The organism is Streptomyces sp. NPDC014861, from assembly GCF_043081625.1.
GTDB lineage: Bacteria > Actinomycetota > Actinomycetes > Streptomycetales > Streptomycetaceae > Streptomyces.
The window spans coordinates 13,057-27,880 of sequence record NZ_JBIBWV010000022.1 but is presented as its reverse complement, the minus strand read 5'-3'; the positions used below and the strand labels follow the sequence as shown (position 1 = coordinate 27,880).

The 14,824-nt window shown below is 72.7% G+C and carries 15 protein-coding genes; 14 read left to right on the top strand and 1 reads right to left on the bottom strand.

All coding sequences use genetic code 11. From position 1 onward, the window contains the following. Positions 1-5 precede the first annotated feature (5 nt). From ACF1BN_RS30185 to nusB, 13 genes are all read left to right on the top strand, one after another. The gene (locus tag ACF1BN_RS30185; RefSeq protein WP_392334769.1) at positions 6-356 is read left to right on the top strand and encodes a DUF6167 family protein; all 351 of its coding nucleotides are present in this window, start codon (positions 6-8) and stop codon (positions 354-356) included. Then, positions 356-3,025 carry an alanine--tRNA ligase gene (gene alaS, locus ACF1BN_RS30180; protein WP_392334768.1) on the top strand — a complete coding sequence of 890 codons (2,670 nt, stop codon included), beginning with the start codon at positions 356-358 and terminating at the stop codon, positions 3,023-3,025. Before ACF1BN_RS30185 ends, alaS begins: the two co-directional genes overlap by 1 nt. 2 nt (positions 3,026-3,027) lie before the next feature. Beyond that, the gene (ruvX, locus tag ACF1BN_RS30175; RefSeq protein ID WP_392334847.1) at positions 3,028-3,492 is read left to right on the top strand and encodes a Holliday junction resolvase RuvX; all 465 of its coding nucleotides are present in this window, start codon (positions 3,028-3,030) and stop codon (positions 3,490-3,492) included. A 101-nt stretch (positions 3,493-3,593) separates the two neighbouring features. Beyond that, positions 3,594-5,360 (top strand): endolytic transglycosylase MltG, encoded by a 1,767-nt coding sequence (gene mltG, locus ACF1BN_RS30170; RefSeq protein WP_392334767.1) that lies wholly within the window; start codon positions 3,594-3,596, stop codon positions 5,358-5,360. Beyond that, positions 5,344-6,186, top strand: coding sequence for a shikimate dehydrogenase (locus tag ACF1BN_RS30165; protein ID WP_392334766.1), 843 nt, complete (start codon positions 5,344-5,346; stop codon positions 6,184-6,186). Before mltG ends, ACF1BN_RS30165 begins: the two co-directional genes overlap by 17 nt. A gap of 179 nt (positions 6,187-6,365) precedes the next feature. Beyond that, positions 6,366-7,550, top strand: a complete 1,185-nt coding sequence (aroC, locus tag ACF1BN_RS30160; protein WP_392334765.1) for a chorismate synthase — start codon at positions 6,366-6,368, stop codon at positions 7,548-7,550. Next, positions 7,547-8,065, top strand: coding sequence for a shikimate kinase (locus ACF1BN_RS30155; protein ID WP_392334764.1), 519 nt, complete (start codon positions 7,547-7,549; stop codon positions 8,063-8,065). The genes aroC and ACF1BN_RS30155 overlap by 4 nt, the downstream gene beginning before the upstream one ends. Next, positions 8,062-9,159 (top strand): 3-dehydroquinate synthase, encoded by a 1,098-nt coding sequence (gene aroB / locus ACF1BN_RS30150; RefSeq protein WP_392334763.1) that lies wholly within the window; start codon positions 8,062-8,064, stop codon positions 9,157-9,159. The genes ACF1BN_RS30155 and aroB overlap by 4 nt, the downstream gene beginning before the upstream one ends. Further along, positions 9,156-9,608, top strand: a complete 453-nt coding sequence (gene aroQ / locus ACF1BN_RS30145) for a type II 3-dehydroquinate dehydratase (protein ID WP_392334762.1) — start codon at positions 9,156-9,158, stop codon at positions 9,606-9,608. The genes aroB and aroQ overlap by 4 nt, the downstream gene beginning before the upstream one ends. A gap of 471 nt (positions 9,609-10,079) precedes the next feature. After that, a complete protein-coding gene (locus tag ACF1BN_RS30140) occupies positions 10,080-10,994 on the top strand; it encodes an AAA family ATPase (protein ID WP_392334761.1) in 915 nt (304 codons plus the stop codon). A 69-nt stretch (positions 10,995-11,063) separates the two neighbouring features. Next, a complete protein-coding gene (locus tag ACF1BN_RS30135; protein ID WP_392334760.1) occupies positions 11,064-12,176 on the top strand; it encodes a M24 family metallopeptidase in 1,113 nt (370 codons plus the stop codon). Positions 12,177-12,224: 48 nt separating this feature from the next. Continuing rightward, entirely contained in the window at positions 12,225-12,791 is a 567-nt protein-coding gene (efp, locus tag ACF1BN_RS30130) for an elongation factor P (protein WP_189849825.1), read from the top strand. Between the two features lie 2 nt (positions 12,792-12,793). Next, the gene (gene nusB / locus ACF1BN_RS30125) at positions 12,794-13,231 is read left to right on the top strand and encodes a transcription antitermination factor NusB (RefSeq protein WP_376597570.1); all 438 of its coding nucleotides are present in this window, start codon (positions 12,794-12,796) and stop codon (positions 13,229-13,231) included. Positions 13,232-13,474: 243 nt separating this feature from the next. Here the strand turns inward: nusB and bldD are convergent, their stop codons facing one another. Further along, on the bottom strand, positions 13,475-13,975 hold the full coding sequence (gene bldD, locus ACF1BN_RS30120) for a transcriptional regulator BldD (protein WP_015032294.1): 501 nt from the start codon (positions 13,973-13,975) through the stop codon (positions 13,475-13,477). A 256-nt stretch (positions 13,976-14,231) separates the two neighbouring features. Here bldD and pyrR point away from each other — a divergent pair, with 256 nt between their 5' ends. Continuing rightward, a complete protein-coding gene (gene pyrR / locus ACF1BN_RS30115; RefSeq protein ID WP_392334759.1) occupies positions 14,232-14,792 on the top strand; it encodes a bifunctional pyr operon transcriptional regulator/uracil phosphoribosyltransferase PyrR in 561 nt (186 codons plus the stop codon). Positions 14,793-14,824: the final 32 nt, after the last annotated feature.

The following is a 14,824-nucleotide window of genomic DNA, read 5'->3' as shown; positions in this document are numbered from 1 at the left end:
CCGCGATGTTCCGTCGCACGTTCTGGTTCACGGCCGGCGCAGCCGCCGGCGTCTGGGCCACCACGAAGGTCAACCGAAAGATCCAGCAGCTGACCCCCGAGAGCCTCGCGGCACAGGCCGCGAACAAGGCGGTCGAGGCGGGGCACCGGCTCAAGGACTTCGCCCTCGACGTGAGGGCGGGCATGGTCCAGCGGGAGGCCGAACTGGGCGAGGTGCTCGGCCTCGACGCCCCGCCTCCCGCGGACCCGGGGCTTCCCGAGCCGCGCAGTCGCGCCGCGCTCGGCCCCACCCCGCACAAGACCACGACCACGCATTCGTCGCGCACGATCTCGTACAACCGGAATGAGGACCACTGATGGAGTCGGCTGAAATCCGCCGCCGCTGGCTGAGCTTCTTCGAGGAGCGCGGGCACACCGTCGTCCCTTCGGCGTCGCTCATCGCGGACGACCCGACTCTGCTGCTCGTCCCCGCCGGCATGGTGCCCTTCAAGCCCTACTTCCTGGGTGAGGTGAAGCCGCCCTTCACGCGCGCCTCCAGCGTGCAGAAGTGCGTGCGCACGCCGGACATCGAGGAGGTCGGCAAGACCACCCGCCACGGCACGTTCTTCCAGATGTGCGGCAACTTCTCCTTCGGCGACTACTTCAAGGAAGGCGCCATCAAGCTCGCCTGGGAGCTGCTGACCTCCCCGGTGGAGCACGGCGGCTACGGGCTGGAGCCGGAGAAGCTCTGGATCACCGTCTACCTGGAGGACGACGAGGCCGAGCGCATCTGGCGCGACGTCGTCGGCGTCCCCGCCGAGCGGATCCAGCGCCTCGGGAAGAAGGACAACTACTGGTCGATGGGCGTCCCCGGTCCGTGCGGCCCGTGCTCCGAGATCAACTACGACCGCGGCCCCGAGTTCGGCGTCGAGGGCGGCCCGGCCGTCAACGACGAGCGGTACGTGGAGATCTGGAACCTGGTCTTCATGCAGTACGAGCGCGGTGAGGGCTCCGGCAAGGAGGACTTCCCGATCCTCGGCGAGCTGCCGTCGAAGAACATCGACACGGGCCTCGGCCTGGAGCGCCTGGCGATGATCCTCCAGGGCGTCCAGAACATGTACGAGACGGACACCCTCAAGGTCGTCATCGACAAGGCCACCGAGCTCACCGGCGTCGCCTACGGCAAGGCCCACGACAGCGACGTCTCGCTGCGCGTGGTCGCCGACCACATGCGCACCTCGGTCATGCTCATCGGCGACGGCGTCACCCCGGGCAACGAGGGCCGCGGCTACGTGCTCCGCCGCATCATGCGCCGTGCCGTCCGCAACATGCGCCTGCTCGGCGCCACCGGCCCGGTCGTCGGTGCCCTCGTCGACACGGTCATCACGACCATGGGCGAGCAGTACCCGGAGCTGGAGACCGACCGCAAGCGGATCGAGACGGTCGCCCTCGCCGAGGAGGCCGCGTTCCTCAAGGCCCTCAAGGGCGGCACCAACATCCTCGACACCGCCGTCACCGAGACCAAGGCCGCCGGCGGCAAGGTCCTCGCCGGCGAGAAGGCCTTCCTGCTCCACGACACCTGGGGCTTCCCGATCGACCTCACCCTGGAGATGGCCGCCGAGCAGGGCCTCTCCGTGGACGAGGACGGCTTCCGCCGCCTGATGAAGGAGCAGCGGGACCGCGCCAAGGCCGACGCCAAGGCCAAGAAGACCGGTCACGCCGACGTCTCCGCCTACCGCGAGATCGCCGACACCTCCGGCGCCACCCAGTTCACCGGCTACACCAACACCGAGGGCGAGTCCACCGTCGTCGGCCTGCTGGTGAACGGCGTCCCGTCGCCGGCCGCCTCGGAGGGCGACCAGATCGAGGTCGTCCTCGACCGCACCCCCTTCTACGCCGAGGGCGGCGGCCAGATCGCCGACCAGGGACGCATTCGGCTGCACTCCGGTGCCGTCATCGAGGTCCGCGACGTGCAGCAGCCCGTCCCGGGCGTCACGGTGCACAAGGGCGCCGTGCAGGTCGGCGAGGTGACGGTGGGCTCCACGGCCTACTCCACCATCGACGTCCGGCGCCGCCAGGCCATCGCCCGCGCCCACTCGGCCACCCACCTGACCCACCAGGCGCTGCGGGACGCCCTCGGCCCCACGGCCGCCCAGGCCGGTTCGGAGAACCAGCCGGGCCGCTTCCGCTTCGACTTCGGTTCGCCGAACGCCGTCCCCGGCACGGTGCTCATGGACGTCGAGCAGAAGATCAACGAGGTCCTCTCGCGCGAGCTGGAGGTCCACGCCGAGGTCATGCCGATCGACGAGGCCAAGCGCCAGGGCGCCATCGCCGAGTTCGGCGAGAAGTACGGCGAGCAGGTCCGCGTCGTCACCATCGGCGACTTCTCCAAGGAGCTGTGCGGCGGCACGCACGTCAAGAACACCGCCGCCCTGGGCCTGGTGAAGCTCCTCGGCGAGTCCTCCATCGGCTCCGGCGTGCGCCGCATCGAGGCCCTGGTCGGCGTCGACGCGTACAACTTCCTCGCCAAGGAGCACACGGTCGTCGCCCAGCTCCAGGAGCTGGTCAAGGGCCGCTCGGAGGAGCTGCCGGAGAAGATCTCCGCCATGCTCGGCAAGCTGAAGGACGCCGAGAAGGAGATCGAGAAGTTCCGCGCGGAGAAGGTCCTCCAGGCCGCCGCCGGCCTGGTCGACTCCGCCCGGGACATCCGCGGCCTCGCCCTGGTCACCGGCCAGGTCCCGGACGGCACCGGCGCCGACGACCTGCGCAGGCTCGTCCTCGACGTGCGCGGCCGGATCCCCTCCGACCGTCCGGCCGTCGTGGCCCTGTTCACCACGGCCAACGGCAAGCCGCTGACGGTCATCGCCACCAACGAGGCCGCCCGCGAGCGCGGCCTCAAGGCCGGCGAGCTGGTCCGCACGGCCGCCAAGACCCTCGGCGGCGGTGGCGGCGGCAAGCCGGACGTCGCCCAGGGCGGCGGCCAGAACCCGGAGGCCGTCGGCGAGGCCATCGCCGCCGTCGAGCGGCTCGTGGTGGAGACCGCGTGACGATGCGCCGCGGCCGCCGTCTCGCGGTCGACGTCGGGGACGCCCGGATCGGGGTCGCCTCGTGCGACCCCGACGGGGTCCTCGCCACGCCGGTGGAGACCGTGCCGGGACGTGATGTCCCGGCCGCCCACCGGCGGCTCCGTCTGATCGTCGAGGAGTACGAGCCGATCGAGGTCGTCGTGGGTCTGCCCCGCTCGCTCAGCGGGCGGGAGGGCCCGGCCGCGGCCAAGGTCCGCGCCTTCGCCCGGGAGATGGCGCGCGGGATCGCCCCCGTGCCGGTCCGCCTGGTCGACGAGCGGATGACGACGGTGACGGCGACCCAGGGTCTGCGGGCCTCCGGGGTGAAGGCCAAGAAGGGCCGCTCGGTCATCGACCAGGCCGCCGCCGTGATCATCCTTCAGAACGCTCTTGAGTCCGAACGGGTATCAGGTAATCCGCCCGGTGAGGGCGTCGAAGTGGTCATCTGATCGCGATACGGTAACGTTCCGCGCGATGCGGCGGTGTTCGAACAGCTGCCGCACTACGTAGAGGCGGATCGTCCGGAAGCCTCGCGGCTGTTTGGGGATCGATGACTGAGTATGGCCGGGGCCAGGGCCCCGAACCGTGGCACCCCGCGGACCCGCTCTACGGGGACCAGGGGTGGGAAGGTCAGCAGCAGTACCACCAGCAGCCGCAGCAGCCGCAGCAGGCGATGCCCTACGACCAGGGCGGTCAGCCCTACCAGGACCCGTACGCCCAGCAGGGCTACGGGGTCGACCCGTACCAGCAGCAGGCCGCGTACCAGCAGCAGTACCAGCAGCAGGGGTACGTCGACCCGCACGCGCAGATGTACGGCGACCAGGGCCAGGCCCCCGCACAGGCGTACGGTCAGACCGGCTGGGACCAGGGGTACGACACGCCCGGCCAGCCCGGACAGACGTACGACGGCCACTGGGAGACCGGCCAGGCCGCCATGGCCTACAACACGCCGCCCGCCGATCCGTACGGCGGCGGCCGGCCCGATCTCTACGGCACCCCCGAGGCGTACCCGCCGCCCCAGCCTCCCGGCCGCAGGCAGCAGCCGCCGGAGCCGGTCGTCGACTGGCAGCCGGAACCCGAGCCCGAGCCCGAGCCGGAGCGCGAATCCGCCGCCCGGCAGGAGCCGGAGGAGTCGCACCCCTTCTTCACCGGCGACGACGAGGACGACGAGCCGGCCCCGCGCCGCGGCCGGGGCCGGGGCGACGACCGCGACCGCGAGCGCCGCGGCAAGGAGAAGAAACGCAAGGGCAAGAACGGCATGGCCTGCCTGGTCGTCGCCGCGGTCCTCGTCGGCGGCGTCGGCGGCATCGGCTACTTCGGCTACCAGTTCTGGCAGGGCCAGTTCGGCGAGGCGCCCGACTTCGCGGGCAGCGGGGCCGGCGAGGTCCAGGTCGAGATCCCCAAGGGCGCGTACGGCAACGAGATCGGCAACATCCTCAAACAGGCCGGCGTCGTGAAGAGCGTCGACGCCTTCGTCGCGGCGCAGAACCAGAACGCCAAGGGCCGGTCGATCCAGGCCGGCGCCTACACCCTGAAGAAGGAGATGTCGGCGGAGAGCGCGGTCGCGCTCATGCTCGACCCGGCGAGCCAGGCCAACCTGATCATCCCCGAGGGCAAGCGCAACGCCTGGGTGTACGAGCAGATCGACACCCGCCTCGGCCTCGAAGCGGGCACCACGAAGGAGCTCGCCTTCGACAAGGCCGACTCCCTCGGGCTCCCCGACTGGGCCAAGGGCCACGACAAGCTCAAGGATCCGCTGGAAGGCTTCCTCTTCCCGGCGAGCTACCCGCTGGCGAAGGGCTCGAAACCGGAGGCCGCCCTCAAGAAGATGGTGAGCCGCGCCAACCAGGAGTACACCAAGCTGGACCTGGAGGCGCAGGCGAAGAAGCACGGCCTGAAGAGCCCCTGGGAACTCGTCACCGTCGCCAGCCTCGTCCAGGCCGAGGGCAAGACGCACGACGACTTCCGCAAGATGGCCGAGGTCATCTACAACCGGCTCCAGCCGGACAACGTCCAGACGAACCGGCTCCTCCAGTTCGACTCGGCCCTCAACTACCTCAAGGGCCAGTCCGAGATCCAGATCTCGGAGAAGGAGGCGAACAGCAACCGGGACCCGTACAACACGTACACGCAGCCGGGGCTCCCGCCCGGGCCGATCGGCAACCCGGGCAACGAGGCGCTGGCCGCCATGCTCAACCCCACCGACGACGGCTGGATGTTCTTCGTCGCCACGGACGGCATGAACAAGACGGAGTTCGCCAAGACGCTGGAAGACCACAACAAGCTGAGGGACAAGTTCAATGCCAACACGAACTGACGGCACGCCCCGCCGTGCCGCCGTCCTCGGCTCGCCGATCGCCCACTCGCTCTCCCCGGTCCTGCACCGCGCCGCCTACGCGGAGCTCGGCCTCGACCACTGGTCCTACGACCGCTTCGAGATCGACGAGGTCGCGCTGCCGGGCTTCGTCGAGGAGCTCGACGGCTCGTGGGCCGGTCTGTCGCTGACCATGCCGCTCAAGCGGGCGATCATCCCGCTGCTCGACGAGATCAGCGGCACGGCCGCGGCGGTCGAGGCCGTCAACACCGTGGTCCTCCGCGAGGACGGCCGCCGGTTCGGCGACAACACCGACATCCCCGGCATGGTCGCCGCCCTGCGCGAGCGCGGCATCGAGAAGGTCGAGTCCGCCGCGATCCTCGGCGCCGGCGCCACCGCCTCCTCCGCGCTCGCCGCGCTGGCCCAGGTCTGCGCGGGTCCGGTCACGGCGTACGTCCGCAGCGAGGCCCGGGCGGAGGAGATGCGCGGCTGGGGCGACCGCCTCGGCGTGGACGTCCGTACCGCCGGGTGGGACGACGCGGCGGAGGCGTTCGCCGCCCCGCTGGTGATCGCCACCACCCCCGCCGGCACGACCGACACCCTGGCCGCGGCCGTCCCCGACCGCCCCGGCACCCTCTTCGACGTCCTCTACGACCCCTGGCCCACCGCCCTCGCCGCCGCCTGGTCCGACCGCGGCGGCAAGGTGGTCGGCGGCCTGGACCTCCTGGTCCACCAGGCGGTGCTCCAGGTCGAGCAGATGACGGGCGTCCCGCGGGCCCCGCTGGCCGCGATGCGCGCCGCAGGTGAGGCGGCCCTCGCCGCGCACTGACCCCGCGCCGACCGTCCCCACCGCGCGCCCCGCCGTCCGTGACGGCGGGGCGCGCGTCCCGATAGCTGGACCGGAGGCCTGGCCCGCGGCCCGGACGTGGGAGGATCAGGGGTGGCGGGTCAGGGCCGCGCGCCCGGCCCTGCCGTCGCAGTGCCCAGGCGCGAGCAGGAGGAGCATCGTTGAGCAGGTTGCGTTGGCTGACCGCTGGGGAATCCCACGGACCCGCGCTGGTCGCGACGCTGGAGGGTCTTCCCGCCGGCGTCCCGGTCACCACTGAGCTGGTGGCGGACCACCTCGCGCGGCGGCGCCTCGGCTATGGGCGCGGCGCCCGGATGAAGTTCGAGCAGGACGAGATCACCTTCCTGGGCGGTGTCCGGCACGGGCTCTCCCTCGGGTCCCCGATCGCGGTGATGGTCGGCAACACCGAGTGGCCCAAGTGGGAGAAGGTCATGTCGGCCGACCCGGTCGACCCGGCCGAGCTCAAGGAGACCGGCCGCAACGCGCCGCTGACCCGGCCCCGGCCCGGTCACGCCGACCTGGCCGGCATGCAGAAGTACGGCTTCGACGAGGCCCGGCCGATCCTGGAGCGCGCCAGCGCCCGCGAGACCGCCGCCCGCGTCGCCCTCGGCGCCGTCGCCCGCTCCTTCCTCAAGGAGGCCGCGGGCATCGAGATCGTCAGCCACGTGGTCGAGCTGGCCGCCGCCAAGGCCCCGTACGGCGTCCACCCGACCCCGGCCGACGTCGAGAAGCTCGACGCCGACCCGGTCCGCTGCCTCGACGCCGACGCGTCGAAGGCGATGGTCGCCGAGATCGACCAGGCCCACAAGGACGGCGACACCCTCGGCGGCGTCGTCGAGGTCCTCGCGTACGGCGTGCCCGTCGGCCTCGGTTCGCACGTCCACTGGGACCGCCGGCTCGACGCGCGGCTCGCCGCCGCGCTCATGGGCATCCAGGCCATCAAGGGCGTCGAGGTCGGCGACGGCTTCGACCTCGCCCGGGTGCCCGGCTCCCAGGCCCACGACGAGATCGTGAAGACCGACGACGGCATCCGCCGCAGCTCCGGCCGCTCCGGCGGCACCGAGGGCGGGCTCACCACCGGCGAGCTGCTGCGCGTCCGCGCCGCGATGAAGCCGATCGCGACCGTCCCGCGCGCGCTCGCCACCGTCGACGTCGCCACCGGCGAGGTCGCCGCGGCCCACCACCAGCGCTCCGACGTCTGCGCCGTCCCGGCCGCCGGCATCGTCGCCGAGGCCATGGTGGCCCTCGTCCTCGCCGACGCCGTCGTCGAGAAGTTCGGCGGCGACTCGGTCCCCGAGACCCGCCGCAACGTGCGCTCCTACCTCGACAACCTGCGCATCCGGTGACCGGCGGCCCCCTGGTCGTCCTCGTCGGCCCGATGGGGTCCGGCAAGTCCACGGTGGGCGCGCTCCTGGCCGCACGGCTCGGCGCGCCCTACCGGGACACCGACTCCGACATCGTCGCCGCCGAGGGCCGCGAGATCTCCGACATCTTCGTCGAGGACGGCGAGGAGCGCTTCCGCGCCCTGGAGAAGGCCGCCGTCGCCCGGGCCGTCGCCGACCACCGGGGCGTCCTCGCCCTCGGCGGCGGCGCGATCCTCGACCCCGACACCCGCGCCCTGCTGGCCGGACAGCCCGTCGCGTACCTCTCGATGGACGTCGAGGAGGCCGTACGACGGGTCGGGCTCGGCGCGGCCCGGCCGCTGCTCGCGGTCAACCCGCGGCGCCAGTGGCGCGAGCTGATGGACGCCCGCCGCACCCTGTACGAAGAAGTCGCGAGCGTCGTGGTCGCCACCGACGCCCGCACCCCCGAAGAGGTCGCCGAGGCGGTCCTCGACGCACTGGAGCTGAAGGACGCATGACCACGGACCAGGAAGTGACCCGCATCCACGTCGGCGGCAGCGCGGGCACGGATCCGTACGAGGTGCTGGTCGGCCGGCAGCTGCTCGGTGAACTGCCCTCCCTCATCGGGAACAAGGCCAAGCGGGTCGCCGTCATCCACCCCGAGGCGCTCGCCGGGACCGGCGAGGCGCTCCGCGAGGACCTCGCCGAGCAGGGGTACGAGGCCGTCGCCATCCAGGTGCCGAACGCCGAGGAGGCGAAGACCGCCGAGGTCGCCGCCTACTGCTGGAAGGCGCTCGGCCAGACCGGCTTCACCCGCACCGACGTCATCGTCGGCGTCGGCGGCGGCGCCACCACGGACCTGGCCGGCTTCGTCGCCGCGAGCTGGCTGCGGGGCGTGCGCTGGATCGCGGTGCCGACCACCGTCCTCGGCATGGTCGACGCGGCCGTCGGCGGCAAGACCGGCATCAACACCGCCGAGGGCAAGAACCTCGTCGGCGCCTTCCACCCGCCGGCCGGCGTCCTGTGCGACCTCGCCGCGCTGGACTCGCTGCCCGTCCACGACTTCGTCAGCGGACTCGCCGAGATCATCAAGGCCGGATTCATCGCCGACCCGGTGATCCTCGACCTCGTCGAGGAGGACCCGCAGGCGGCCCGTACGCCCGCCGGGCCGCACACCGCCGAGCTGATCGTCCGGTCGATCCAGGTGAAGGCCGATGTCGTCTCCGGCGACCTCAAGGAGTCCGGCCGCCGCGAGATCCTCAACTACGGGCACACCCTCGCGCACGCCATCGAGAAGAACGAGCGGTACAAGTGGCGCCACGGCGCCGCCGTCTCCGTCGGCATGGTCTTCGCCGCCGAGCTGGGCCGCCTCGCGGGCCGTCTCGACGACGCCACCGCCGACCGGCACCGCGCGATCCTGGAGTCCGTCGGTCTGCCGCTCACCTACCGCGGCGACCAGTGGCCCAAGCTCCTGGAGACGATGAAGGTGGACAAGAAGTCCCGCGGCGACCTGCTGCGCTTCATCGTCCTCGACGGGCTCGCCAAGCCGTCCGTCCTGGAGGGCCCGGACCCGTCCCTCCTCGTCGCCGCCTACGGGGAGCTCTCCGCATGAGCGGGGCCCGCCGCGTCCTGGTGCTGAACGGGCCGAACCTCGGCCGGCTGGGCTCGCGCGAGCCCGACATCTACGGCGCCACCTCCTACAAGGGGCTCGTCGAGTCCTGCCGGGACCTGGGCGCCACGCTCGGCTTCGACGTCGAGGTCCGGGAGACCAACGACGAGGGCGAGATGATCCGCTGGCTGCACGAGGCCGCCGACGGGCGCGTGCCGGTCGTCCTCAACCCGGGCGCCTTCACGCACTACTCGTACGGGATGCGGGACGCGGCCGCGCAGCGCACCGCCCCGCTGATCGAGGTGCACATCTCGAACCCGTACACCCGCGAGGAGTTCCGGCACACCTCCGTGGTGGCCGCCGTGGCGACCGGCACGGTCGCCGGTTTCGGCATCGGCTCGTACCGGCTCGCCCTGCGCGCCCTCGCCGAGGAGCTCGACCTCCAGGCCTGAGCGGCACGCGGCATCCAGGGCCGGCCGTCGTGACGCCCGAGCGTACCCGGCCCACCCTGGGCCGGGGCCGCGGGGCCGACCGCCCTCCGCCTGGCCCGGAGGAGGGGGACGGCGCGCTCTGCGCCCGGCTCCGGAGACCGGGGCCGGCCCACCCCGCGCCCGGTTCCGGGCCTGACCTACCCTGAGCCCGGCTCCGGGGAGCGGGCCTGACCTGCCCTGAGCCCGGCCCAGGGGCGCCGGGCCCGGCAGGCTGGAACCGGCCGGATCCGGATGCTCCGACCGGATCCGGACGCTGCGGTACGGGCAGGGCCGGCCGGGCACTTTCGGCGGGGGCCCGCCCGTTCCCCGAGCGGGGGGACGGGGCGGTAACGTTTTGGCATCCCCGGGCGACCGGAGCGGGCCGACGGATGTCGCGGCACCGACCGGCCGCCCCTACCGACGCACCAGGCCGACGAGACGGAGTGGCACCGGATGCAGCACGCAGTGGGGGGTCCGCTGCCATCGCCCGAGCGGCCGGGCGGGACGCCCGGCCCGATCCCGGCCGGCGGCCACGGGCCCGTACCCCCGCCCCCGCAGGCCGTCCCCTACCCGGGGCCGCCGTCCGGCACGTCCGGCGGGCGGCTCGGCGTGCACCCCGCCGTGCGGCCGGGCCCGCCTCCGCCGCCCGCCCAGGGACCGGGCGGCGCGGGCTGGAGCGCCGCCGGGGCCGTACCGCCGACCGCCGGATCCGTGCCCCCGCCCGGCCCCCCGGGCCTGTCCCCGCACGTCACCGGGGGTGTGCCCCTGGCGCCGCCGATGCCGCTGTACGAGCAGGGGCCCGGCACCGGCACCGCGACCCTCGCCGTCCTGCTCATCGGGCCGGCCGGCGCGGGCAAGACCACGGTCGCCCGCCACTGGGCCCGCCGGCGGCCCGTCCCCACCGCCCACATCAGCCTCGACGACGTCCGGGAGTGGGTGTGCTCCGGCTTCGCCGACCCCCAGTCGGGGTGGAACGACCACTCCGAGGCGCAGTACCGGCTGGCCCGCCGCACCTGCGGCTTCGCCGCCCGCAACTTCCTCGCCAACGGCATCTCCTGCATCCTCGACGACGCCGTCTTCCCCGACCGGCCCGTCGTGGGCCTCGGCGGCTGGAAGCGGCACGTCGGCCCCGGGCTGCTGCCGGTGGTCCTCCTGCCCGGCCTGGACGTCGTCCTGGAGCGCAACGCCCAGCGCTCCGGCAACCGGCGCCTCTCCGACGAGGAGGTCGCCGCGATCCACGGCCGGATGGCCGGCTGGTACGGCTCCGGGCTGCCGATCATCGACAATTCCGCGCTCGACGTGGAGGGCACCGCCCGGCTCCTGGACGAGGCGCTGGCCCGGGCGATCACCGCGCCGCCCACCGGCTGACCGGCGGGCGTTCCCCGGTCGGACGCCGCCGACAGGCCGGGTCGGGGCGGCGCTCGTAGGCTCGGATACATGTCACAGGTGTATGCGGACCGCCGGGTCAGGCTGCGCGACCGGGTCGCGGCAGCGGGCAGCGCGGCGGCCCTGGTCTCCCGTCCGGCCAACGTCCGCTATCTCGCCGGCGGCGCCCCGCCCGGAGCCGTCCTGATGGTCGGCCCCGAGCCGGGCGCCGACGTGCTCCTCCGGCCGGCCGCGAGCGAGGGCGAGCCCCTCGACGGACGGCTGGACGAGCACCTCAGGCAGCAGCAGCTCCCGCTCGGCGGCGGTGATCCGGCGGTGGCCGCCGCCGAACTCGCGCGCCGGTCCGGCGCCGACGGCCTCGCCGTCGAGGAGCACCACCTGACGGTGGCCCGCCATCGCAGCCTCGGCGCCACCGCCCCCGGACTCCGCCTCGCCGACCTCGCCTGCGTCGTCGAGCAGCTGCGGGTGGTCAAGGACGAGGACGAGATCGGCTGTCTGCGGATCGCCGCCGAGATCGCCGACCAGGCGCTCGGCGAGCTCCTGGAGTCCATCCTGGTCGGCCGCACCGAGCGGCACCTCGCCCTCGAACTGGAGCGGCGGCTCGTCGACCACGGCGCCGATGGGGCCGCCTTCCCCACCTCGGTCGCCACCGGCCCCCACTCCGGCCGGCGCGGTCACCGCCCCACCGACCGACGGGTCGAGGAAGGCGATTTCCTCTCGGTCTGCCTCGGCGCGGACTACCGCGGCTACCGCTGCGAGATCGGCCGGACCTTCGTGATCGGCACCGCCCCGGCCGACTGGCAGATCGAGCTGTACGAGCTCGTCTTCGCCGCTCAGCGGGCCGGCCGGGAGTCCCTCGTGCCGGGCGCCGAGTACCGTGACGTGGACCGCGCGGCCCGTCAGATCCTCGACGCGGGAGGGCACGCGGCGACCGCCGTACCCCTCACCGGACACGGGGTGGGGCTCGAAATCGACGAGGACCCGCAGCTGTCCCCCTCGGCCATGGGTAAACTGGACGCTTGTGTGCCGGTCACCGTCGAACCGGGGGTCCACCTCCCGGGCCGGGGCGGGGTCCGGATCGATGACACGCTCGTCGTGCGCCAGGAGGCGGACGGCGGACCCGAGCTACTCACCATCACGACCAAGGAGCTGCTCGCGCTGTAGAGCGCGTACGCCTCCTCGGTCCACGTCAGTCCAGGAGATTCCGCAACCGTGGCTTCCACGAACGACCTCAAGAACGGCATGGTGCTCAAGCTCGACGGGGGCCAGCTCTGGTCCGTCGTCGAGTTCCAGCACGTCAAGCCCGGCAAGGGCCCGGCCTTCGTGCGCACCAAGCTCAAGAACGTGCTGTCCGGCAAGGTCGTCGACAAGACCTTCAACGCCGGCGTGAAGGTGGAGACCGCGAACGTCGACAAGCGCGACATGCAGTTCTCCTACATGGACGGCGACTACTTCGTCTTCATGGACCTGGACACCTACGACCAGCTCCACATCGACCGCAAGGTCGTCGGCGACGCCGCCAACTTCCTCATCGAGGGCTTCACCGCGCTCGTCGCGCAGAACGAGGGCTCCGTGCTCTACGTCGAGCTGCCGGCCGCCGTCGAGCTGGTCATCGCCGAGACCGAGCCGGGCGTCCAGGGCGACCGCTCCACCGGTGGCACCAAGCCCGCCAAGCTGGAGACCGGCCACGAGATCCAGGTCCCGCTCTTCATCACCACCGGTGAGAAGGTCAAGGTCGACACCCGCACCAGCGACTACCTCGGCCGGGTGAACAGCTAACCGTGGCTGCCCGGAGCAAGGCCCGCAGGCGGGCCTTCCAGATCCTGTTCGAGGCCGACCAGCGCGGCACTTCGGTGCAGGAGGTCCTCGCGGACCAGATCCGGCTCCACCGTGCCGACGAGCGCCAGCCCGCGGTCGGTGACTTCACCATGCAGCTGGTCGAGGGGTACGCGCAGTACATCGCCCGGATCGACGAGCTCATCGCCACCTACGCGGTGGACTGGGACCTCGACCGGATGCCGGCCGCCGACCGCAGCATCGTGCGGCTCGGCGCGTACGAGCTGATCTGGGAGGACGGCACCCCGGACGCGGTGGCGATCGACGAGGCGGTGCAGCTCGCCAAGGAGTTCTCCACGGACGACTCCCCGTCCTTCGTCAACGGCCTCCTGGGGCGCTTCAAGGACCTCAAGCCCCGGCTGCGCCGGGACGTGGACGCCTAGTCCCGAACGGCCCGTCGAAGGGGCCCGCGGCACCTCGGTGCCGCGGGCCCCTTCGCATGCCCCCGGGTGCTCGTTCCTCGCGTCGGTCCGAAGCGTCGACCCGTGGCGTCCGTCCGAGGCGTCGGTCCGAAGCGTTGCTCCGAACGGGTGAGGGGCGGGGGTGGGAAAGCACCGGGCCCGTGGCGTCGAATGACGTCCACGGGCCCGGCGGCACGTTTCTGCAGTGAGGTCCTCGGAGGGAGGTCAGTTCTCCTCGTGGGCGACCGCGCGGCGCGCGTCCGCGTCCAGCACGCCCCAGCTGATCAGCTGCTCGGTCAGGACCGAGGGGGACTGGTCGTAGATCACGGCCAGGGTGCGCAGGTCGTCCTGGCGGATCGACAGCACCTTGCCGTTGTAGTCGCCGCGCTGCGACTGGATCGTCGCGGCGTAGCGCTGGAGCGGGCCGGCCTTCTCCTGCGGGACGTGGGCGAGGCGCTCCAGGTCCAGGACCAGCTTCGGCGGCGGCTCGGCGGCGCCGCCGGGGGTGGTGCCGGGCAGCAGCTCCTGCACCGGCACGCCGTAGAAGTCCGCCAGCTCGGCGAGGCGCTGCACGGTCACGGCGCGGTCGCCGCGCTCGTACGAGCCGACCACGACGGCCTTCCAGCGGCCCTGGGACTTCTCCTCCACGCCGTGGAGGGACAGGCCCTGCTGGGTGCGGATGGCGCGGAGTTTGGCCCCGAGCTGCTTTGCGTATTCGCTGGACATAACGCTCCCGGACGCTGTGACGACATGCGGCTGCGCCGCGCGGCTGGTAACTCACTGTGAGGTTACGCAGCGTTACTCTTTCCCGTCAAGCCGAAAGGGCCCCGCCACCCCCTCCCGGGGGACGGTCCGCCGCAGGTCGGAGCGGGGGAGGGGGGTGCGGGGAAAGCCCGTACGAGCCGCCCTGCTAAAGTGGACGCCGTACATCCGACGTCCTTTAAGAGCCGTCCCGTGAGGCGGAGAAGGAGGTCCGTTTTCCATGGACACGCAAGCGCACACCGATGAGGCGCGGCCCGTTCTCGAGGCCCCCGACATCGCCCGGGTCCTGACCCGGATCGCCCACGAGATCGTCGAGCGCGCCAAGGGCGCCGACGACGTGGTCCTCCTCGGCATTCCCACCCGCGGCGTCTTCCTCGCCCGCCGGCTCGCCGAGAAGCTCGAATCGATCACCGGCACCCCGGTCCCCGTCGGTTCCCTCGACATCACCATGTACCGCGACGACCTGCGGATGAAGCCGGCGCGCGCCATCGGCCGCACGGACATCCCCGCGGAAGGCGTCGACGGCCGCCTCGTCGTCCTCGTCGACGACGTCCTCTTCTCCGGCCGCACCATCCGCGCCGCCCTCGACGCCCTCGGCGACATCGGGCGCCCCCGCGCGGTCCAGCTCGCCGTCCTCGTCGACCGCGGCCACCGCGAGCTGCCGATCCGCGCCGACTACGTCGGCAAGAACCTCCCCACGTCGCTGCGGGAGACCGTCAAGGTCCAGCTCGCCGAGGAGGACGGTCGCGACACCGTGCTGCTCGGCGGCAAGTCCGCCTAGCCGGACCGGCCACCCCGCGGGACCACGGCACC